At 40.5% G+C, this 21,882-nt stretch carries 16 protein-coding genes; 13 read left to right on the plus strand and 3 right to left on the minus strand.

The features are described from left to right. Positions 1-77 precede the first annotated feature (77 nt). The 9 genes from AC4E96_RS05015 (at position 78) to AC4E96_RS05055 (ending at position 9,454) form a co-directional block, all read left to right on the plus strand. Positions 78-521: a hypothetical protein gene (locus AC4E96_RS05015; protein WP_490255071.1), complete on the plus strand. Its 444-nt coding sequence runs from the start codon at positions 78-80 to the stop codon at positions 519-521. Further along, entirely contained in the window at positions 511-1,920 is a 1,410-nt protein-coding gene (gene nhaA, locus AC4E96_RS05020; protein WP_490255072.1) for a Na+/H+ antiporter NhaA, read from the plus strand. The genes AC4E96_RS05015 and nhaA overlap by 11 nt, the downstream gene beginning before the upstream one ends. Next, entirely contained in the window at positions 1,904-3,265 is a 1,362-nt protein-coding gene (gene gdhA / locus AC4E96_RS05025) for an NADP-specific glutamate dehydrogenase (protein ID WP_490255073.1), read from the plus strand. The genes nhaA and gdhA overlap by 17 nt, the downstream gene beginning before the upstream one ends. 133 nt (positions 3,266-3,398) lie before the next feature. Beyond that, complete coding sequence (locus tag AC4E96_RS05030; protein ID WP_488032372.1) at positions 3,399-3,674, plus strand: HU family DNA-binding protein; 276 nt, start codon at positions 3,399-3,401, stop codon at positions 3,672-3,674. Between the two features lie 203 nt (positions 3,675-3,877). Beyond that, positions 3,878-4,891 (plus strand): extracellular solute-binding protein, encoded by a 1,014-nt coding sequence (locus tag AC4E96_RS05035; RefSeq protein ID WP_490255074.1) that lies wholly within the window; start codon positions 3,878-3,880, stop codon positions 4,889-4,891. Positions 4,892-4,908: 17 nt separating this feature from the next. Then, on the plus strand, positions 4,909-6,558 hold the full coding sequence (locus AC4E96_RS05040; protein ID WP_490255075.1) for an ABC transporter permease: 1,650 nt from the start codon (positions 4,909-4,911) through the stop codon (positions 6,556-6,558). Positions 6,559-6,586: 28 nt separating this feature from the next. Beyond that, the gene (locus tag AC4E96_RS05045; protein WP_488032369.1) at positions 6,587-7,624 is read left to right on the plus strand and encodes an ABC transporter ATP-binding protein; all 1,038 of its coding nucleotides are present in this window, start codon (positions 6,587-6,589) and stop codon (positions 7,622-7,624) included. A gap of 216 nt (positions 7,625-7,840) precedes the next feature. Further along, positions 7,841-8,179: a P-II family nitrogen regulator gene (gene glnK / locus AC4E96_RS05050; protein WP_488032368.1), complete on the plus strand. Its 339-nt coding sequence runs from the start codon at positions 7,841-7,843 to the stop codon at positions 8,177-8,179. 9 nt (positions 8,180-8,188) lie between these two features. Beyond that, positions 8,189-9,454 (plus strand): ammonium transporter, encoded by a 1,266-nt coding sequence (locus AC4E96_RS05055; RefSeq protein ID WP_490255076.1) that lies wholly within the window; start codon positions 8,189-8,191, stop codon positions 9,452-9,454. A gap of 133 nt (positions 9,455-9,587) precedes the next feature. On the opposite strand, the gene AC4E96_RS05060 is transcribed toward AC4E96_RS05055, so the two are convergent. From AC4E96_RS05060 to AC4E96_RS05070, 3 genes are read right to left on the minus strand one after another with little or no spacing between them, the layout of a single operon-like run. Next, complete coding sequence (locus tag AC4E96_RS05060) at positions 9,588-10,541, minus strand: GGDEF domain-containing response regulator (RefSeq protein WP_490255077.1); 954 nt, start codon at positions 10,539-10,541, stop codon at positions 9,588-9,590. After that, a complete protein-coding gene (locus AC4E96_RS05065) occupies positions 10,538-10,954 on the minus strand; it encodes a response regulator (RefSeq protein WP_490255078.1) in 417 nt (138 codons plus the stop codon). Before AC4E96_RS05065 ends, AC4E96_RS05060 begins: the two co-directional genes overlap by 4 nt. A 45-nt stretch (positions 10,955-10,999) precedes the next feature. Next, on the minus strand, positions 11,000-13,684 hold the full coding sequence (locus AC4E96_RS05070; RefSeq protein WP_490255079.1) for a PAS domain-containing protein: 2,685 nt from the start codon (positions 13,682-13,684) through the stop codon (positions 11,000-11,002). Between the two features lie 323 nt (positions 13,685-14,007). Between AC4E96_RS05070 and AC4E96_RS05075 the strand changes: the two genes are divergently transcribed. The 4 genes from AC4E96_RS05075 to AC4E96_RS05090 all read left to right on the plus strand — a co-directional run bounded on the left by AC4E96_RS05075 (position 14,008) and on the right by AC4E96_RS05090 (position 21,680). Beyond that, positions 14,008-17,988, plus strand: a complete 3,981-nt coding sequence (locus AC4E96_RS05075) for a response regulator (protein WP_490255080.1) — start codon at positions 14,008-14,010, stop codon at positions 17,986-17,988. Continuing rightward, positions 17,988-18,902 (plus strand): GGDEF domain-containing response regulator, encoded by a 915-nt coding sequence (locus AC4E96_RS05080; RefSeq protein WP_488032362.1) that lies wholly within the window; start codon positions 17,988-17,990, stop codon positions 18,900-18,902. The genes AC4E96_RS05075 and AC4E96_RS05080 overlap by 1 nt, the downstream gene beginning before the upstream one ends. A gap of 89 nt (positions 18,903-18,991) precedes the next feature. Continuing rightward, positions 18,992-21,010 (plus strand): PAS domain-containing sensor histidine kinase, encoded by a 2,019-nt coding sequence (locus tag AC4E96_RS05085; RefSeq protein WP_490255081.1) that lies wholly within the window; start codon positions 18,992-18,994, stop codon positions 21,008-21,010. A 19-nt stretch (positions 21,011-21,029) separates the two neighbouring features. Beyond that, a complete protein-coding gene (locus AC4E96_RS05090; protein WP_488032360.1) occupies positions 21,030-21,680 on the plus strand; it encodes a response regulator in 651 nt (216 codons plus the stop codon). Positions 21,681-21,882: the final 202 nt, after the last annotated feature.

Genomic DNA, 21,882 nt, shown 5'->3' on the forward strand with positions numbered 1-21,882 from the left:
GGTTGGCACAGAGTTGGCTTAGTCATATCTAAATAAAAGAGTAAGTAAGTCAAAGTAGTAAAGCCGAGGTGCATACAATGAATAGTTTGAAAAATTCATTGTCTCTTCAATTCAATGAGGCAAGCGAATTTTATTACCAGCTCGCCACGTTTGTGAGTGACCTGACAGTAAAACATGCCTTATTAAAAGTTGCAGATGTTTTTAAAACTCTACGCAATAGAGCTAACCAAGTTCCGGTATCTTCAGAGGGGCAAAGCTGGATTAGTGAACTATCCTTCGAGTGGGATAGTAAATTTGAACAGTTACAAGCGGGGAATCCCGCGCAACCACACTTGTCGTTACTAGAGCAACGCCTCCAAATTGAAAAGCGCAATATGCAGCTGTTACAGCAAGCATCAGGTCAAGCTGAACAAAAGGAAGTAAAGCGCTGGTTGGCTGACATCACTGCAATTTATATCGACGCTCTTGATACATTGACGTCATGCTCACAAAAAAAGGAACTGAGTTGTAATGAACAATAATCCATTAAATGAAAACAATACTGCCGATGTTCCTGATATAGAAAGAAAGGTTGAAAAGGTTCTTCATCCTTTTCAACGATTTATTCACGATCAAACAACCAGTAGTAAGATGCTATTTTTGTTCACTATTTTAGCTTTGTTGATTGCCAACTTAGGAGGTTCAAATACGCTGGTAGATTTCTTTCATACTTATGTTGGTTTTGCCATTAATGACACTCTTTATCAGATGAGCCTTCTTCACTGGATAAACGATGGTTTAATGGCTTTGTTTTTCTTGTTATTGGGTATGGAGATTAAAAGAGAGGTATTAGTCGGCGAGCTCAGTAAGCCGGGAAATCTGACACCTGTATTGGCAGCCGCTGGTGCAGGAATGGTATTTCCAGCACTGATTTTTTACGCCTTTAATGCAGGGACACCATTTGAAGCAGGTTGGGGAATACCCATGGCGACAGATACCGCATTTGCTGTTGGTGTTCTTGCTCTTCTCGGTGGCCGTGTACCTATTGCGGCATTTTCATTTCTTACTGGATTGGCGATTATTGACGATATCGGTGCTATTTTAGTTATCGCCTTCTTTTACACCGAAACCTTAAACTTTTACGCACTGGGCTTTACCGCGTTATTTACCGGCTTGATGTTGTTATTGAACATATTAGGTATTAGACGACCGTTTCTTTATTTTTTGGTCGGGATTTGTTTGTGGTTGGCCGTATTGAGTTCGGGTATTCACGCGACGATTGCAGGTATTTTAATAGCGCTAACCATTCCTGCTAGACCCAAAACCCAACCAGTGATCCTATCAGAGCGACTCTCCCACTTGTCCCAGCGCTTCCAAAATGTGATTCAAAATCGAGCAGACGACAAACCTGTGCTTGCCTCTAAAACTCAGCATGAGTTAGCAGACGAACTCAAACGTACAGCCAACCAAGCAACGACACCGCTTAGACGATGGGAGCGTTACCTGCATGTCCCAGTAGGGCTAATGGTGTTACCCATTTTTGCCTTCGCTAATTCTGGCGTTGAGTTCAATGCTGAGCGTTTTGAGCAAACGTTAGAAAGTCCTTTAGCGTGGGGAATATGCCTTGGGTTAATTGTCGGTAAAGGGCTCGGTATTCCATTACTCTCGTGGGTAGTAGTTAAAAGCAAATTGGGTGTATTGCCTGAGGGTTTAACGATGAGACACATGTTTGGCTTGGGAATGCTGGGAGCCATTGGCTTTACCATGTCTATTTTTATTACAGGATTGGGCTTTGAGAACAACTTTGAAGCTCAAGCAATTTCTAAATCCGCAATATTATTTACCTCACTCCTTTCGGGTGTGATAGGTTATTTGTTGTTCAGATTTTCAACACCCAAAGCTGACTGTCCAGAAGGAGTGTCCATTGAAGACAAAGCATGAGTACATACAATCGCTAAAAGAACAAATTGAACAGCGTAACCCTAATCAGCAGGAGTTTATTCAAGCTGTGATGGAGATCCTTGAAAACGTCGCGGATGAGCTGATAGAAAATGAAGAGTTTCAGCGATATCGTATTTTTGAGCGTCTTACTGAGCCTGACCGAATTGTCAGCTTTAAGATTGAGTGGCTCGATGATAACGGCGAAGCTCAATTAAATCGGGGTTGGCGAGTACAACAATCAAATTTAATTGGACCTTACAAAGGTGGACTAAGGTTCCATCCCACTGTTAATGAGTCGGTGATAAAGTTTTTGGCTTTTGAGCAGTGCTTTAAAAATGCATTAACCGGATTACCCCTTGGCGGTGGTAAAGGTGGTTCAGACTTTAATCCTAAAGGCAAAAGCGACCATGAAATTATGAGTTTTTGTCAGGCATTTATGACCGCACTATACAGGCATATTGGTCCATCGACGGATGTTCCAGCTGGTGATATCAATGTTGGTGCACGTGAAATTGGTTATTTGTACGGTCAGTATAGAAAGATAAAAAATGAATTTTCAGGTGTTCTAACTGGTAAAGCCGTAGGCATGGGTGGCTCGTTAGCGCGCACAGAAGCGACCGGTTACGGTGTTATTTATTTTCTCGAACATGTGTTAGCCAATAAAGACTTAGATTTAGAAGACAAAACATTAGCCATATCTGGAGCAGGTAATGTCGCGCTTAATGCGGCTCATAAAGCAATTGAGAAGGGCGCAACAGTAATTACTTTGTCCAACTCTCGGGGCGCATTAGTTAAACCTAGTGGCTTTAATACTGAGGATGTTGCGTGGCTAATTAAATATGATAATGTAAAAGACAATACATTAAAGGCGTTTACAGAAGAGCGTGACGGTTCTGGTGATTGCGAATGGAAACCAGGAGAAAAACCTTGGCAGCAGCAATGTGATATTGCCGTACCTTGTGCTACTCAAAATGAATTGAACGGCGACGATGCGACGAAATTACTAGAAAATGGTTGCAAAATAGTCATTTGTGGTGCCAATATGCCTTGTACCTCTGACGCATTAAAGTTGTTAAATAACAGTGAACAATGTACATATGTTCCTGGAAAAGCATCGAATGCTGGTGGGGTTGCGGTGTCTGGCATTGAAATGTCACAAAACGCTGGGTTTGAGAGTTTTAGCTTTGAGCATGTCGATGAAAAACTCCAAGCCATAATGAAACATATTCACAGTCAATGTGTTGAATGCGGTCAAAATGGCTCAAAACAGGTTGATTATGTGAAAGGAGCAAACATTGCTGGATTTCATATTTTAGCGAAAGCCATGCTTGCTCAAGGCGTATAAACCCGCTATTTGTATGGTTTTGCGGCGAATAATAAGAAAAATAAAGAGTTTTTTAGCGAATTGCCTCAACAGGTATTGAATTTTCTAAATAGGTTCCATAGGATAACTCTTGTCTCAACCAAAGGATAAAATAATGAACAAAAGTGAACTAATCGAAAAAATGGCACAAAGTGCTGATATGACTAAAGCAGATGCAGAGCGTGCGCTTAACAGCTTAGTTGCAACAGTTACTGATGAGCTAGCAAACGGCGGTGACGTTTCTCTAGTTGGTTTCGGAACTTTCAAAGTAAATGAGCGTGCGGCACGTACAGGTCGTAACCCTCAAACTGGCGAAACTATTCAAATCGCTGCTGCTAAAGTACCTGCATTTAAAGCTGGTAAAGCAATTAAAGATGCGGTTAACGCATAATCAGCTATCTCGATAAGTTGACATAAAGAAGCCTCTGAAAAGAGGCTTTTTTTTTTGCCAAATTGAAACTTTTCTCTGTACATTCTCAATTGCTTCATTAAAATAAATGAGAATTATTCTCAGTTAGATTGTTGGCGCGCTCCCAGGTTTATTTGTTTTGAATAAAAGTGAGCTACCCAACCATGAAAAGCCATAGGTGAAAAATGAAAAAGCTATTAGTTCTTGCGAGTGCATTTGCAATGTCGATTGCTTCAACTGCGGCCGTCAGCGCCGAGTCTGTCAATATTTATTCGTTTCGTCAGCCATTTTTAATCGAGCCTATCTTAGAAAAGTTTACCGCTGAAACCGGCATAAAAACTAAAGTCATATTTTCAAAAAGTGGTTTAGTAGAGCGTTTAAAGCGCGAAGGTAAACTAAGCCCTGCTGATGTGGTTTTGACGTCAAACTTTGCCAAGCTTTTACAATTAAAATCTGAGAATTTGACTCAAACAATCAATTCTAAAGCGGTGACTAACATTGTTCCTAGTCAATATCGTGATGAAGAGTCGCACTGGGTTGCGTTGACAAAACGAGCTCGTGGCCTGTACGTTGCGAAGTCATCGTCACTAGACATCGACTCAATTAACTATGAAGACTTAGCGTCTAAAGAATTAGCCGGTAAAATCTGCACAAGAAGTGGTAAACACCCATACAACTTAGGTCTAATCGCATCTATGATCGCTCATCACGGTGAAGCACAAACTGAACAATGGCTACGTGGCGTAAAAGCAAACCTAGCTCGTAAGCCACAAGGAAATGATAGAGCACAAGTCAAAGCGATTAAAGAAGGATTGTGTGAAGTTTCATTAGGAAATAGCTACTATTTTGGTAAAATGCTGACCGATGAAAACCAGAAGCCATGGGCCGATGCTGTTAATATCGTTTTTCCTAATCAAAACAACCGCGGTGCTCATATCAATGTTTCTGGTGCTGTGATCACTAAGTACGCACCAAACAAAGACAATGCAGAAAAATTATTGTCGTACTTAGTAAAAGAAGACGCTCAACAACAATATGCGTCAGTTAATATGGAATACCCAATTAACCCAGCGGTAAGCCCATCTAAAATGGTCGCGAGCTGGGGTAAATTTAACGAAGATTCAATTTCATTAACTACCGTTGCAAGCTTTAGAGAAAAAGCATTGCAACTGGTCGATAAAGTGAAGTTTGATCTCTAACTGAACCAAAAGACTAAATGCAGTTAAAAAATAAATGGCTGACCTTTGGGTCGGCCTTTCTTGCTTTAATGTGTGTACTTCCTGTAGTCGGGCTAGTTTACACAGCCTCTGGTGAATCAGCGGCGAGTTTTGAGCATATTAAACAAACCGTCTTGGCCGACTACGTGGCGAATACCGTGACATTAATGGTATTTGTCGGCTTATTGGTGAGTGCGGTGGGTATTCCACTGGCATGGTTAATTGCGTGTTGTGAATTCACGGGCAAACGATTTTTTAACTGGGCACTGGTTCTGCCTTTAGCTATGCCAGGCTACTTAATCGCTTACACTTACACAGACCTGTTAGATTATGCGGGTCCCGTGCAGTCTACTCTTCGTCAATGGTTTGATTGGCAAAGCCCTCATGATTATTGGTTCTTTGATATTCGAAGTATCGGCGGAGCTGCAGTGATGTTGGCTTTGGTTCTTTTTCCATATGTGTATTTAATGGTTAAAGCCAATTTTATGAACCAAAACAGCTCTTTGACGATGGCCGCCAGAAGTCTGGGACACTCTAGTTTGAGTAGTTTTTTCAAAGTGTCGCTTCCTATTGCCAGAAAAGCCATAGCTGCGAGTGTTGCATTGGTGCTGATGGAAACCATGGCTGATTTTGCGACGGTTCATTATTTTGCGGTCAATACATTAACGACAGCAGTTTATGATACTTGGCTAGGTTATTATGACTTGGCTAGTGCCGCTAAGTTATCCTCCTTTATGATTGTTGGTGTGCTGACGTTGTTGGCACTGGAACATTACACTAAACGTCAATCGAGCAGCGCGAACGATGTTAAGATGAGTACCTCACCACTGACTTATCAACTAACCGGTAAACAAAACTGGCTAGCATTTGGTTTTTGTTTACTCGTATTGGTCCTTGGCTTTGTTATTCCTGCTTATACATTACTAGGTTATGCCATCGAATATTGGCAAGAAGTTTGGAATCAAGACGTGTTTGAATATGCATTCAACAGCACTAAAATTGCTTTTATCGTCGCCCTAATAAGTATCTCCATAGCCTTAGTATTAAACGTTAACTTGCGTTGGGCCGCACACGCGTCCAACATGTTGAACAAAACCAGTCACAGCATGATTCCACTATCGAGTTTGGGTTATGCGGTACCAGGCACTGTGTTAGCGATTGCGGTTATTATTCCATTCACTGTTGCAGAGCATTTTGTGAATGATGTTTTTGTTGAGCTTGGTTGGGGGCAGCCTGGGCTATTTTTAACAGGCACTGTGATTGCCATCGCCAGTGCTCATATTGTTCGTTTTGTTGCGATTGCCAACAATGGTATAAAAGCGAGTTTTGCCCAGGTCAACCGACATTATGATGCGGCAGCTGCGACATTAGGGCATGGTCCGTTGCGTCAGTTTTTCTCATTGCATTGGCCTATGATAAAGCGCAGTGCCTTTGTTGCGGCATTACTTATTTTTGTCGAAAGTATGAAGGAATTACCGGCGGCGTTATTATTGAGACCAATTGATTTTCAGACGTTGCCGACCTTTGTCTTTCAATATGCAAGTGATGAACAATTAGAACAGGCGGCGCTAGGTGCAATACTCATTGTAATAGTAGGCCTAATTCCGCTAATTTACATCAACCGCTCGATTAATCAGTCATCGAACTAAACTCTAAACCTCGAATAGGAAAGTATTTGTGTCCTTGCTATCAATTGACAATTTGACCGTTGGTTATGGAAATTCTGAAGTCATTAAACAGCTCAGTTTGAACGTAGAGCCGGGTGAAATAGTGGCTTTGTTTGGTCCGTCAGGCAGTGGTAAAAGCACAGCATTAAAAGCGATTGCAGGGCTGTTAAGTAATGCAACTGGCACGATTGAGTTAGCTGGGCGCACGTTGTTGTCAGCTTCGAGTAATGTGCCGACTGAAAAGCGTCGCATTGGCCTAATTTTCCAAGATTATGCGTTATTTCCGCATTTGACGGTCGCTGAGAACATTTGTTTTGGACTTTTGAAAGAAACGAAAGAAGAGCAGGAACAAATAGTGACTGAGCTGCTGAGCTTAGTCAAAATGTCGCAGTACCGTGATGTTTATCCACATCAGCTCTCAGGGGGACAGCAACAGCGCGTCGCGATAGTTAGAGCATTGGCGACTAAACCAGAGTTACTTCTTTTTGATGAAGCATTTTCTAACCTTGATCCCCAGTTTAGATTCGAGCTAATTGAAGAAATGCGTGACATTCTTAAGTCTCGCGGAATTACCGCTGTTTTTGTGACGCATAACCAAGACGAAGCGTTTGCTTTTTGTGATCGAATCGCCGTATTGCAGCAAGGGCAAGTCGTTCAAATTGATACTCCTGAACACTTGTTTAGTTACCCTAAAAATAGGTTCGTTGCTGAGTTTTTGGGTTCTGGTGTTTGGCTAGGGGCATCTGTGACATCAAGTAGTACCCTCAATAGTGAATGGGGGACCTTGCCATATGCAGGTGAAAAAGACATATCAAGTTGGGTAGGAAGGGCGGCTGAAGTCTATTTACGGCCGCATCAAATTGGTCTTAAAGTGGACGAAAATGGTCCTTTTGAAGTTGCACACGAGCGATTCGTCGGTGAGTTTTATGAGATTGAACTTGAGTGGCGTAATCAATCATTGAAGATCAGAACGCACAGTTCTTATCTTGGTAAACGCGTCAATATCCGCGTAAAACAACCGGTTTTAAATGTTTTTGAAGTTAGTTAAAGACGAAAACTAAAAAGACATAAACGAGCTTGGTGCGAACGACTTCATCCGCACCAAGCTAACGCACTATAGTGCACACTCTTGGTGCACTCCCAATCTAAATAACTTCTTCGTTTTCAATTAGTATATAAAATTCAACAACTTGACTAACTGGTATTGTTTTTTCAATAGATCATTCGTTTTTAAAATCAAAAATAATAACGAATGGGAATAAACATGAAACTAGTCACCGCAATCATAAAGCCGTTTAAGCTTGATGATGTCCGCGAAGCGATAAGCGAAGTGGGTATTGAAGGTCTAACGGTCACCGAGGTCAAAGGGTTTGGCCGTCAAAAAGGGCACACGGAGTTATATCGTGGGGCCGAATATCAAGTGGATTTTCTTCCTAAAGTAAAACTAGAAGTCGCTACTTCAGACGACAAAGTAGACCGTGTGGTTGAAGTCATTGCAGATGCAGCGAACACAGGAAAAATTGGCGACGGCAAGATATTTGTTGTTGAGCTTTTACAGGCCGTACGTATTCGTACTGGTGAAACTGACGGCGAAGCCATTTAAGGATTGATCATGGAACAGAATGTTTTTCATTTACAGTATGCGTTAGATACCTTTTATTTTTTAGTGTGTGGTGCCTTAGTCATGTGGATGGCTGCGGGTTTTGCCATGTTAGAAGCTGGCATGGTTCGCTCCAAAAATACCACTGAAATATTAACCAAAAATGTCGCTTTGTTTGCGATTTCTTGTGTCATGTATTTAGTGTGCGGTTACGCCATTATGTACGACGGTAGTTTATTCTTGTCAGGTATTGAATCAGTCGACGTAGAAGCGACGATCAATGAGTTTGGTGAGCGTGAAGATGGCTTTACTGGAGGTGCTATATACAGCTCAGCATCTGACTTCTTCTTCCAGGTTGTATTTGTCGCAACAGCAATGTCTATTGTCAGTGGTGCGGTTGCCGAGCGTATGAAGCTATGGACTTTCTTGGCTTTTGCGGTTGTCATGACGGGCTTTATCTACCCAATGGAAGGCGCATGGACGTGGAACGGCGCGGATGTTTTTGGCTTGTATAACCTTGGTGACTTAGGCTTCTCTGATTTTGCTGGTTCTGGCATTGTTCACATGGCCGGTGCAGCGGCTGCGTTAGCAGGTGTTTTGTTGTTGGGTCCAAGAGCAGGCAAGTACGGGAAAGACGGCAAAGTGAATGCGTTCCCTGGTGCCAATATGCCTCTTGCGACACTAGGTACATTCATCTTGTGGATGGGCTGGTTTGGCTTTAACGGCGGTTCAGTATTGAAATTAGGTGATGTCGCTAACGCGAATGCTGTTGCCATGGTGTTCTTGAATACTAATGCCGCAGCCGCAGGTGGCGCAATTGCAGCCTTATTATTTAGTGCAATATTGTTCAAAAAAGCTGATTTAACTATGGCGTTAAACGGTGCACTAGCAGGACTAGTTGCAATTACCGCAGAACCATCTACTCCGTCTGCACTGCAAGCAACGTTGTTTGGTGCCGCTGGTGGTATCTTAGTAGTGTTATCCATTATTGGCTTGGACAAACTTAAAATTGACGATCCGGTTGGTGCTATCTCTGTTCACGGTGTCGTTGGCTTGCTTGGTTTATTATTAGTTCCTCTAACAAACAGTGGTTCTACTTTCCTAGGCCAAATCGTTGGTGCAGCTACAATCTTTGTTTGGGTCTTTGTGACCAGTGGCATTGTTTGGCTAGTACTGAAAGCGGTTGTTGGTTTGAGAGTAACAGAAGAGCAAGAGTATGAAGGTGTTGACCGCTCTGAGTGCGGTATTGAAGCTTATCCTGAGTTCGTGAAAAACTAATTCCGAATTAATTTAGATAATAGTAATTGGATGACTTTATTTGACCTTCGGCACTCCTGCTTTTAAGAGGTCATTCATAAAAAGAGCACTTTGGGTTTCAAAAGTGCTCTTTTTTATTTTTACAGTACTTTCATTATTTAAGCGCTTCGGAATCACTTTGATGAAGCAATGGCTCACCATTATTCGCGATTGCCACACCAGACTGGATTGTTTTGGCGTGGTACATAGCAGTATCAGCCGCTTTAATGATTTCTTCAGAGGTTTTACCGTGCAAATCGAAAATAGCCGCTCCAACGCTGGCCTCTACAATAATATTTTTGACAGCTTGCTGATTGGTTTCAACCGCATAAGCGCCACAAATTACATCAAATTTGATTTTGGCAAGTTGAAGAAGTTGCTCGGTTTCAACTACATTGGGGGCAATCAAGACGAACTCATCACCACCGTATCGGGCTACAAAATCCGAGCCGCGATTAAACACGTTTAAGCGTGAGCCAACTGACTTTAATATCTGATCGCCAACTAAATGACCATATTCATCGTTTATTTGCTTAAAGTTATCAAGGTCAATGAATAACAATGCAAAATTTCTATTGTATCTATGACACTCATTAATCATTTCGTCGAGCTTTACATTAAATGAATCACGGTTGTTCAGTAAAGTAAGACTGTCTCGATAAACATTTTCTTCGAGTGTTTTTAAAAGTAAAAATCGCTCTTTTGAAAAACGGAGGGACCTAGTGAGTAAGTTTCTATTTAGGTCGGACTTAGGGATGTAATCCTGAGCACCGAGCTGAATTGCACGTTCACCTGTAAGCTCGTCGTCATAACCCGTCAGGACGATAATAGGGAAGTTTCGAGCAAATTGCTTCACTTTGACTAGGGTTTCTAATCCAACACAGTCGGGCACATTAAGGTCAACTATGATGAGGTCGGGTGTCATACTCTGCATACCAACTTCTAGCTCTCGTAGCGTTTCAAAGTCGGAGAGCTTATAACTAATATTGGTATTACCTGATAGCATGGACTTAACTAAGTACACATCGTCTTTACTGTCTTCAAGTAAATATATGAGTTGTTCATTCATTGTGAGCTGTTCCTTGGCATCTGATTCCACTTTAACCAGTATTGTAAAAGGTTGTTTAAAAGTTCCGATAAATCTTTTTGGTTATCAGGCTTAATTACATAAGACGAAGCACCCATATCATAAGCTTCTTCAATGTTTTTTTCATAGGTAGAAGTCGTGTAGACAATAATGATGTTTTTTTGATGAAAAAGAAATGAATTTAACTTCTTGAGTGTTTCTAGGCCGCCCATTCTTGGCATATTAAGATCTAAAAGGATCAAGTACTGCTCGTTCGGCTTTTTAATTAGGTAATCAAAAAGAGTCGCACCGTCCTCAAAGACGGTGAGGCGAACCTCTAAGTTAGACTTTTTTATAACTTCCCTGAAGAAGTAAATATCATCTGGGTCATCTTCGACTAGTATTACGTGATTCATTATTTGTCGATACTCACTGTGCTCACTTTACTCAACTTATTCACGCTATTTAGGTAGTGTGACAATAAAAGTACTGCCATGTTCAAGCTTACTTTTACATGTAATGGTCCCACCATGCACTTTACAAATTTGTTTACATATGGCGAGACCTATACCACTACCAGAGAACTTATCTTTTGAGTGTAATCGCCTAAATGGCTCAAAAATTTGTTTACAGTATTTTTCTTCGATACCAATGCCATTATCCTTCACTATTAGGGTAGTAGAATTTGCTGATTTTTGTGCGGATACTTCAATGACTGGGCGATTGTCCGAACGGAACTTTATGGCATTGTTAAACAAATTCTGTAAAAGCTGACCAATCAATGATTTATCAACAACAAACTCGGTTTCACCAGCAGTAACAACAAACTGAACTTTGTTTTCTTCAATAGAAAGTTGAAGTTGCTCTTGGGCGTAGTTGACAAGCTCTTGTAATGTCACTTTTTGTTTGTGAAGTGCCGCACTGTTGATTTGGGATAATCCCATAATATCCTTGATCATGGTTCGCATACGACTCGCGGCATCTTGGATCCGTTCAAATTGAAAAGCGCTTTCTTCGTCCTTTTCTAAGGTGTCTGAAAGTCTCTCACTTAGCGCATCAGAGAATGCACTGATTTTTCTGAGAGGCTCTTGTAAATCATGTGAGGCAACCATAGCAAAGCGCTCTAAGTAAGAATTAGACTCTTGTAACCGATTGAGCAACTCAATTTGTTCAGTGACATCGATAAAGGTCGTTAACATGACCTGAGGTATATTATTCTCGTCCTTTTTAATAATCGTATTTACGGTATGGCACCAAATCCAATGACCATCTTTATGTTTCATCCTATACTGAATTGGGAATAGTGTCCCTGTATCCGATTCGATAACTAATTCGATATGTTTACTAATATCAACGACATCATCAGGATGATAAAGCGATAATGGATCGGACAGTCTTTGAATATCACTTAATTTGTAGCCAAGAATATCGGTATATCGTTGGTTAATTCTAAATATAGACTGTGAAGTAAGATCAAAAAGAGAGATTGCAGAAACATTTGCATCGATTATATGTTCGAGAAACTGTTTGTTTTCGGCAAGTTCAAGTTCAATTTTCTTAATGGCCGTAATATCTAGAGCCGATCCAACAATTTTGATGACCTTGTCATTTTCATCTTTGATAGGGTAGAGGTTTGTTTGATACCAACGCATTTTACCGTTGTATGGATGGCACTCTACGTACTCTTTCACATCGCCCATATCTACGCATGATTGGTAATTCTCTCTAAACTCGTATACCTGTTCCTCTGACATAACACTTTTTAAGTCAGTCAATGTACGACCGACGATATCATCCACTTTCATAGACAAACGGTCGGCAGCTGTGCGGTTAAATGTGGTGAATCTAAACTCTTGGTTGTCCTCTACAGCTACAACCCAAATTGCGTTGTTTGCGCCCTCGTAAATGGTATTGAGAAGCTCGGTTTTTTCAGCCACCTTTTTCTCTAGAATTTTACTGTCTTGAATATAGCGCAATGAGCCTGACATCGTTATCGGTTGGTTTTTTATATCAAATAGGGTATTGCCTATCATGCTAAACCAACCATATTGCCCTTTTTTGTTTTTTCCTAAATACTCGATGCTAAGTTTTTCTTTAGACTGGAAGTGCTGATTTAGTGCTTCCATAACCATATTGTAATGGTCAGGATGAATATGCGCTTTCCAAGTATCTATATGTTGTGGATCCAAACCTGTTACACCAATAAGTTCTTCAAAGGTTTCAGACCAGGTCATACTATTGTCTTTTAAATACCATTCCCAAACGCCATCTTCTGTAGCATTTATTGCCCGCTCTAATTTTGCGTGAGATTCTAGGAGTTGCCTTTTAACACTTTCTATTTCAGATAAATTGCTAAATGTCAGAACGTAGTGTGGTTCACCACCAAACTCCTCTCGCACTAATGTCACTTCAGCTGGAAAACTTGTTTCTCCTTTGTTTAACAATGAAACGACAAACTGCAATTTGAATTGGCCCTTGTCTGACTTTATTCGGTGCTGAATATTATTGAGAAAAGTTTCATTTGATAAATTATTAGGCTCGAGTAAATCGCTCAATTCAGTCTCGACTAAAAAATTTTTATCGATGCCAGTTTCTTTTATAAAGGTTTCGTTAAATAAGACAATTTCAAAATTTTTGTTAAGCAAGCAGGCGCCAATTGGCATAGTGTCTAACATAAACTGAACAAGTCTTTGCTCCTCGATTTGCAGGTTCAATAAATTGCGCTCTTCGGAAACACTTTGCAGTTCTTGCTTTATTCCTTCTACTTGCTTTGGCGTCGGAATTGAGACCAATTCTGGCAATATTCGATACAAATATAAGGCGGTCATCATAGATACGACAGCTGTAATTGCTTTAGTGATGCCGTGCCAACCATAAATACCATGCCAAATAGTGACGATACCGAAGACATGTGTGATACCGCACATTAGTATAAACATTGAAAAAAGCGCAAATACACGGCTATAACCAATGTCTGGTCTTCGCTTGCTAAAGATAACGAGTGCTAAGGGAATGGAAAAATAGGCAGCCGCTATTAGCAAATCCGAGATGACATTTGTCCAAAGAATATGAGGTTGCCACATATAACAGTGGCCGTGTGGCATGTATTGGTTTGTAAAAAAGCTCGCAAGGGAATTTGGGGTCATCCAAGTTTACTCGTTTTGTAAGTGATTTGCCTAAGTACTAATTGAAATAAATTATCAATAATAAAGGTTTAGCGTAATATTTAGGTTTAGTCTATTTAATTTCCTTTAAAAGCGTAACGACTTCATTGTGATTCTCAACCTCACTGACAAAAAAATATAAAGACAACTTTTGAACTACACTTATGAGTGTAATTTTGAAAAAAAATTTACCTATTTTCTTGAAAGTTACCAGATGTAAGTTAAGTTATATTAATAACTTAAGTTACAAGGTAGTACGATGAGACGAGTGCTTTTTCGTCTCTAATGGAGATAATTCTAAGACAATGCAAAAGTTCCAGTCGCTTTCTCGTTTACTCCCGCCAGCAATGGCTTTTTCTATTATGTTGCTCGGTACACTTGTCATGGTGGGGTGGGTGATAAAAAACGAAGCCATTATTCAAATTAGTGAGCAATTTGTACCAATGCAATTTAATACTGCTTTGGGTTTTTTGGGGTGCGGAATAGGAGTTTGGGCGATAACAGAAAAGCAATACGGATTAGCTAAAGTCTGTGGTGCTTCTATCTTTATTTTGTCTTTTGTTACGTTGTTGCAATATTTGTTCGGTATGAATTTTCATATTGATCAATTGTTTATGGAACATTATATCGATCTGAATACTTCTAGCCCGGGCCGAATGGCGCCAAATACTGCCATTTGCTTCATCATTACAAGTAGCCTACTTTTTGTCAGTGACAAATTAAGGAAGCACCCTAGGTTATTATTTTATTATTCTTTTTCAGTAGCAGTGACCTTAGCACTTTCATTAGTCGCCATTGTTGGCTACATAAATGGTGTAGAGTCAAGCTATGGTTGGGGGCGGTACACCCAAATGGCCATGCATACGAGCATTGGCTTTGTCGCCCTAAGTTTAGGTCTTGCTGCGTTCGTAATAAATCAATGGCGTGATTTGATCACTTCAATGACTATTTCGTCGTTCGTCGCAATCTTTATTTTGGCTGTTACCTTTAGCCTTTGGCAAGCGATGACACAGCATGACTACAAACAAATGACACGCCAACTAGATCTCATTTCGGCATCATTGACAAGGGAACTAAATAGCGAATTACATAGCCATGTCGCCTCTTTAAATCAAATAAAAAATAACATTGAAGAACAAGGCTTAGAGTCACTAGACGCAGAAGTGATACGCAACCATTTAATCAACCAGAAAAGTATGGTGGCCATTGCACTTGGAAATAAGCGTTGGGATGAGTTTAGCTCTTATCCTGATAACTCTTATAAATACATCTTCGAAAAATTTGATGTGAATGGTAGTGAATTATCGACAAATGCAATCTTGGCAGAAGACAAAACCTTATTCGGAATCACAAAAATACAAAGTGTCGGAGATTTAGGGCACTATTTTATTTTGTACGTCCCCTACACTTTGACTTCTGAAACAACAAATATTGTTGATGGTATGTCTGAGAATACGACCGATAAATTTAGGTCGGGTTATTTAGCTTCTTTGATAAATGTTAAACAATTAATATCTGATGTATCGTTCGACTATCAAACTATTCCATTGCGGCTGTCCGTTAAAAGTGGCGACGATGATTTTTACATTTTGAATACCCAACCAAATGTACGCCACAAAAGTGACCAGATTTCCAGAGATAGAAAGTTGGTAGCTGGTCCGTGGACACTCACCACCTCGACCTACATAGGTGCACTGTCCGAAGGAAGTGTCGCAAATATTTTACTGTTATTTGGTTTATTGTTTACCGCCGCTATTGCCGGTATCGGACAAATGTTTCTGTCTACCAAATTAAAAGCACAAAACTTGTCTTCTGAAATAAACAAAAGGAAGGAAGCGCATCGAAAAGTCCAGGAAACGAAGTTAGTGCTTGAGTTGGCTAGCAAGGTATCAGGTCTTGGGATTTGGACATGGGATTTGAGAACCAATCAGCTCACTTGGGACGAAAACATGTATCGCATGTATAAAGTCCCTCTTACTTTAGTTGACAACCAACTCTTATATGAAAATTGGCAACAAGCATTGCACCCCGAGGACAGAGAAGAAGCGGAGCGCAGCCTGTTACAAGCCATTAGAGAAAAGCAAGACTGGTATCATGAATTTAGGTTAGTTGTAAAAAACAATAAAATTAAATACATCAAAGCTGCGGGGACGGTGCTGGTTGATGAAGACGGTATCCCTATTTCTATGATTGGCGGTAATCTTGACATTACAGAGCTTCAAGAAGCACAAGACAGAATGGAGATTTTGAAAGAGCAAGCGGATCGCAATAGTTTGGCAAAAAGCCAGTTCTTGGCCAACATGAGCCATGAAATTAGAACGCCGATGAATGGTGTTTTAGGGATCACAGACCTGTTACAACAAACCAGCCTCACGCCACTCCAGCAAGAATATTTAGAGCTTATCAAAACGTCTGCATCGTCATTACTGAGAATATTAAATGACATTCTCGATCACTCAAAAATTGAAGCTGGTATGTTGGAGTTAGTCGAAGAACACTTTTCTCTGGACAACAAAGTTGGCGACGTTTTAAAAGGGTTTGCGCCTACAGCTCACCAAAAAATGATTGAGCTGGAATACAATATAGACGTTAATTTACCAGCTTGTATTTTGGCTGATTCGATGCGTTTGGGACAAATTATTTTTAATCTGGTTGGCAATTCAGTTAAGTTTACTCAAACGGGTGAAGTGATCGTTGAACTGAGCTCTAATCAGTCACTTCATCACTTAGAGGAAGGAGATGAATTTGTTCTACAAATCACCATAAAAGATACAGGAATTGGCATTCCTAAGTCTAAATTAGAATCCATATTTGAGCCGTTCGGCCAGGCGGATAGTTCAACGACCAGGCGATTCGGTGGAACGGGGCTCGGCTTGCCAATCGTAAAACAGTTAGCACACCTAATGGGCGGCCGACTTAATATTGAAAGTGAAGAATCTATCGGTACTACAATGATTGTTGAGATACCCGTTAAGGTCGGTGATATTAACAAATTAAAGGTAGAAGAAGGGCATGCCCACATCATCAGCGACTTAGATTTTTCTGGAATCACCGTACTGGCAGTAGATGACAACGCAATAAATCGCAAATGGCTACACAATATGATCACTTCGTGGGGATGCACAGCCATTATTGCAGGTAGTGCAGAGCAAGCGATTGCGTTGTATCAATCATCCAAGATGAAACAAAACAATATCGATGTGCTTATCGTAGACAAAGACATGCCAAATATTTCTGGGTTTGACTTGATGAGAGAACTAAAAAGCCAATACAAAGAAGTTCCGCACACTATTTTTATGCTCAATAGTTCAGATATCTCTGAAGACCTCCATGAACTAAATGAATTGGGCATTGATAATTATTTGCTAAAACCCGTCAAGCAGTCCGAAGTTTTTAATATGCTGACGAATGTACTTCAGATGGAACGGCCCGATTTGCAACATTCTGGTGGAGTAGATTTGGCGCCGCCAGAACGTTTGTTAAACATATTGGTTGCCGAGGACAATCCAATAAATAGCCGCTTAGTTCATGATATTTTAACCTATAGGGGTCATAACTCCTCTTTGGTCTTTAATGGTAAACAAGCATTAGAAGAGCTAAAGAATTCTGAATATGACGTGGTGTTGATGGACGTGCAAATGCCTGAAATGGATGGACTCGAAGCAACTCGACTTATAAGGAAATTTGAAGGCCACAAAAAACAAGAAAGAGTAAAAATAATAGGTTTAACGGCTCATGCTTTAACAGGTGACCGTGAAGTCTGTATAGAGGCTGGGATGGATGATTATCTAACTAAGCCAATTGATTCAAATAAGCTATTATTAACCATAGAGTCATATTTTAAAAAGCCGTTGCAAGATAAGAAACCCAACCAACGTCAAACCGTCTCAGTGAAAGCCAAAGGACATACTAAGTCTCATATAAGGCTGTCTCCCGATAATTATCGATGGTTTGATTTAGACGATGTTCTCAAAGTCACTTCGGGGCAAATGGAAACGGTGCACGCAATGGTGAGCATGACTATGAATATTTTGCCACAAGAAATGAAAGACATAGCGGATTTGCAATCAGAAGGTGATTGGGCCGCTATAGCAAAACAATTGCACCGCATGAAAGGGATGTTAGGGAACTTAACTGGCAGTCGGCTGCAGCCTGAGTTTGTGGAGTTGGAGAAAGTAGCAAAAGATGCTGATGCTTCCTTGTTTAATAGACTTTGGATGTCATTAGAAATGAAACTAAAAGCGTTCATGCTCGAGCTTGAGGACTTTGAGGATCATAACAAATAATGAATATATTGGTGGTAGAAGACGAGCCTGTGACACGAATGTTGATCAGTAACTCAGTCAAACAGTGGGGCTATGAAGTTTCGGAGGTGGAATCTGCCGAACAGGCCCTGTCTTTCCTTAGCCAGCACCAAGATTATTTTATTGTTTTAACCGATTGGTCATTACCCAATATGTCGGGTATCGATATGGCCCAAGAAATACGCAGTCGATTTGACGAAGCGATTTATATAGTAATGCTTACAAATAAGAGCTTGGATGAAGATCTTGTTAAAGCTATGGATTCTGGCATCGATGATTACCTCACTAAACCATTTAATCCTGGAGAGTTACGTGTTCGCCTGAGAGCAGGTAGTAGAATCGTCGAACAAACACAAAAACTACGTTTTTTGGCAAATTATGATGAGCTGACTGATATCTGGAATCGGCGCATGCTCGTAGAGCAAATGCGCAAAGAATGGATAAGACAAAATCGCGAAGAAAAGCAGTGTTCTATTTTAATGTTAGACATTGACCACTTCAAAATAGTTAATGACACCTATGGCCATGCTGGTGGCGATCAAGCTTTAAGGTTATTTAGTTCTATATTAAAAGAAAGTGTCAGACCATATGACTTAGTGGGGCGTTTTGGAGGTGAAGAGTTTGTTGTCATGCTGCCAAACACCAGTATCGAAGAGGCGAAGAGAATTGCGGAGCGAATAAGGACTTCTGTAGAGTCCATGTTGATTCATATTAAAAAGGACTGTACGTTTCATATTACGGTGAGTATTGGTGTTGCCCAGCAAGAGGCTTCAGATAAAAGTGTTCAAGAACTGATAGGAAAAGCGGATAGTGCATTGTATTTTGCAAAGAGCGAAGGCCGGAACCAAGTGGTCTGTTGGTTTGGGGACAATGACGATACTCCTCCTCAGTTATAACATTCAGAGGTATGAGCTCCAATAATCAGTAGTATTGCACGTCAATTAACTATAAAAACAAATCATGGTGTGGTGATAAGGAAAGTTGTGTGAGTCAAAAAGAGCAGAACCTGCGTGTACTGAAGGTGCTTATCACTGTTTTATTGTCAGTTGGGATTTTGTCCTTCTACTTTGCAACTGGTTCAAAATGGGGGCAGTGGATTATAACGGCTCTAGTTGGCGCGGGAGTTTATTTTTTAGCTGAAAAAGTAATTGAGAACGCTGGATATGAGAATCAAGATGCCGACCTAGAGTCGACGAAGTTGCTTGATGCCATTCAAGCTGAAATCTTCCACAACAACCCTTCCCCGTGTTTATTGATATCGGTAACCGACTTCAGTATCAAAGAGTTCAATAAAGCAGCGTCTTTAAGTATTCAACCCGTTGGCGATCAAGAGTTACTTCACTTGCATGACCTTTGGGCTGACAATATGGAGGATGTGCCTCAAAAGTGGCTAGAGAAATTGAGTAAGAATCCCCAATACAGTTCGTATGTTTGTAAGGTTAGGTTGAGGCAAACACACGGCCTTTATTTAGCCAAGCTGTGCACTCTTATTTTTGTTCCGTTGCCCGAGCGGACTAAAACATTGGGCCTTTTAAGAATCGTTGCTAAATCTATTTTACTCAATGAAGATTTATTACAACAAGAGTCTGATACCCGCCTTTCAATTACTCGGCACGCCAGTGGTATGGCTTACTGGGAGCTAGATGTCGTTCAACGAACGTTATACTTTTGTGAAAATGTCGCCAATTTATTGGGGCTAGATGAAGCCTTTACCTCTCCTATTAGCCTAGATGAATTAAAACAACGAGCGGACGTCGCGGTTTTTAATTATGTTCTTAAAGCGGTAAAAATGGGTTTTCGAACCAACCCGTTAAAAACTCAAAAAATGATCATAGACCGCTCTGGTAATCAACACTTTGTTTATCTTCAAGCAGAATATTTTGAAGCGGAAGGAATAGTTACAGGAAACTTCTTTGACATCACGGCCATTAAAAAACTTGAAATAAAACTGAGACAAAAAGAGCACCAAACCAATCAGTTAGTAGACTCGATACCTGAGGGCATTATGGTATTGAAGAAAAACCGAGTTGTATATTTAAACCGAGCGGCACAAAAACTATTTGAATTAGACGTTGCTGTAGATAGAAGCGACATGTTACTAGCTGACTTTGTTTCAGATCACGATAAGACCCTACTAAGAGATAGAATTCGCTATATGCTCTCGGGAAAAAAGAGCAGTTATGGTTTTACGTCGTTTACGCTTCGAAAAAGCGATGGCGAATATTTTGATGCAGAAATCGCGGTAAACCTAATTATTTACGAAGGTGAAGAGTCGGTTCAATTTGTTATTCGAGATTTGACCGATGTACTCAGAGTTAAAAATGCCCTTGCCCGGGCCAACTATCGTTTAAGTGCACTGTCTTCTAAGACCCTACACCTTATTGAAGCTGAGCGAAAGCAAATAGCGGGCGAGCTTCACGATGACGTTGGCCAATCATTGACGGCAGTATTACTGGCAACAAAATGGATTTCTAGGCGAATAGAAGATGAAAAAATTCAAAGTAAGATTTCAGATATCCATCAAATCACCAGTCAAAGTCTAGATACAGTTCGAAACCTATCATTGTTACTCAGGCCCGCTCAACTTGATTCTTTGGGTTTCTCGCCGGCTATTAAATGGCAAATGGATAAGTTGTTTTCAATAGATGATATTCAATACGAAATAGATGACAGTCATTTTAGCGAAATTCAAGACAAACAAGCTGAAATTGTCGGGTTTAGAGTGGTTCAAGAATCTTTGACTAATATTGTGAAACACGCACGTGCTAAGAACGTCAAAGTAAGTTTGTTCAGTGATGAAAATGTGCTGATTATCCAAATAAGTGATGACGGGGTCGGATTTGATGTTCATGCACAAAGTGATAGCGTCGGTTTGATCAATATGAAAGAGCGAGTCGAATTGGCGGGTGGAGAATTTAAAATTTTCTCAAAACCTCTTTTAGGTACTGATATTAAAGTAGAAATCCCGTTGCGGAATTCTGAAGCTGGGCTAGACTCATTTTAGGAAATAGGGAGTAAACGTTATGCAGGAAATAAAGCGAGTCGCACTGGTTGATGACCATCATTTGGTCCGTGCAGGCCTGCGTGCTTTATTAGAGGACTTGTCTGGGTATGATGTGGTTGGTGAAGCAGCCGATGGCTCCGAAGTCATTGAATTAATAGATACGGTGACCCCAGACGTTTTGGTGACGGATGTGGCAATGAAAAACGTCTCAGGACTAGATATTTTACCTGAAGTCAAAAAGCTTTATCCTGGTTTGCCGGTAATTTTATTAACGATGCACAATACCTCGGATTACTTACAAACCGCCATAGAACGTGGTGCCAATGCTTATTTATTAAAAGACTCTGCTGAAGTAGAGCTTGAGTTGGCATTGAAAGCGGTTTTAGATGGTCAAATTTATATAAGTCCAAAGCTATCAGAGCAATTATTAGAGACACTTAAGCAAGGCGATGAAGAAGAAGTTAACGTTAAAAACGTATTGACCCCACGGCAAACAGAAATCCTAAAAATGCTAGCCGAAGGTCAAAGTACCAAACAGATAGCTTACGATCTTGGTCTAAGCGTTAAAACAATAGAGTCTCACCGTTCACAAATTATGGAGCGACTACAAATTAGGGACTTGGCGTCTTTGGTTCGTTTTGCGATCAAAAATGGTATTACTGATCTCTAAGGGATCCTCTCTCTTATTATCGGGAAACCCCTGATTTTAATTTGTTATCTGTGCGCTAAACTGTTAGCTAGTTAATCAGATACTCTCCAACCTGTAGTGGCCCCTACACCTTGTAGGGGCTTTTTTTATGCGACTAATATGTAGCTAAAAGGTACTCAGGTCTTTCCTTATCTCGTCTTCCGAAAAATCGTATTTATAAAAG

The organism is Psychrosphaera sp., from assembly GCF_982872775.1.

Excerpts from the sequence above, each read along its gene's own strand:
- AC4E96_RS05015 (WP_490255071.1), top strand. The coding sequence starts at position 78 with ATGAATAGTTTGAAAAATTCATTGTCTCTTCAATTCAATGAGGCAAGC.
- nhaA (WP_490255072.1), top strand. The coding sequence starts at position 511 with ATGAACAATAATCCATTAAATGAAAACAATACTGCCGATGTTCCTGAT.
- AC4E96_RS05030 (WP_488032372.1), top strand. The coding sequence starts at position 3,399 with ATGAACAAAAGTGAACTAATCGAAAAAATGGCACAAAGTGCTGATATG.
- AC4E96_RS05035 (WP_490255074.1), top strand. The coding sequence starts at position 3,878 with ATGAAAAAGCTATTAGTTCTTGCGAGTGCATTTGCAATGTCGATTGCT.
- AC4E96_RS05040 (WP_490255075.1), top strand. The coding sequence starts at position 4,909 with ATGCAGTTAAAAAATAAATGGCTGACCTTTGGGTCGGCCTTTCTTGCT.
- glnK (WP_488032368.1), top strand. The coding sequence starts at position 7,841 with ATGAAACTAGTCACCGCAATCATAAAGCCGTTTAAGCTTGATGATGTC.
- AC4E96_RS05055 (WP_490255076.1), top strand. The coding sequence starts at position 8,189 with ATGGAACAGAATGTTTTTCATTTACAGTATGCGTTAGATACCTTTTAT.
- AC4E96_RS05060 (WP_490255077.1), bottom strand. The coding sequence starts at position 10,541 with ATGAATGAACAACTCATATATTTACTTGAAGACAGTAAAGACGATGTG.
- AC4E96_RS05065 (WP_490255078.1), bottom strand. The coding sequence starts at position 10,954 with ATGAATCACGTAATACTAGTCGAAGATGACCCAGATGATATTTACTTC.
- AC4E96_RS05070 (WP_490255079.1), bottom strand. The coding sequence starts at position 13,684 with ATGACCCCAAATTCCCTTGCGAGCTTTTTTACAAACCAATACATGCCA.
- AC4E96_RS05075 (WP_490255080.1), top strand. The coding sequence starts at position 14,008 with ATGCAAAAGTTCCAGTCGCTTTCTCGTTTACTCCCGCCAGCAATGGCT.
- AC4E96_RS05080 (WP_488032362.1), top strand. The coding sequence starts at position 17,988 with ATGAATATATTGGTGGTAGAAGACGAGCCTGTGACACGAATGTTGATC.
- AC4E96_RS05090 (WP_488032360.1), top strand. The coding sequence starts at position 21,030 with ATGCAGGAAATAAAGCGAGTCGCACTGGTTGATGACCATCATTTGGTC.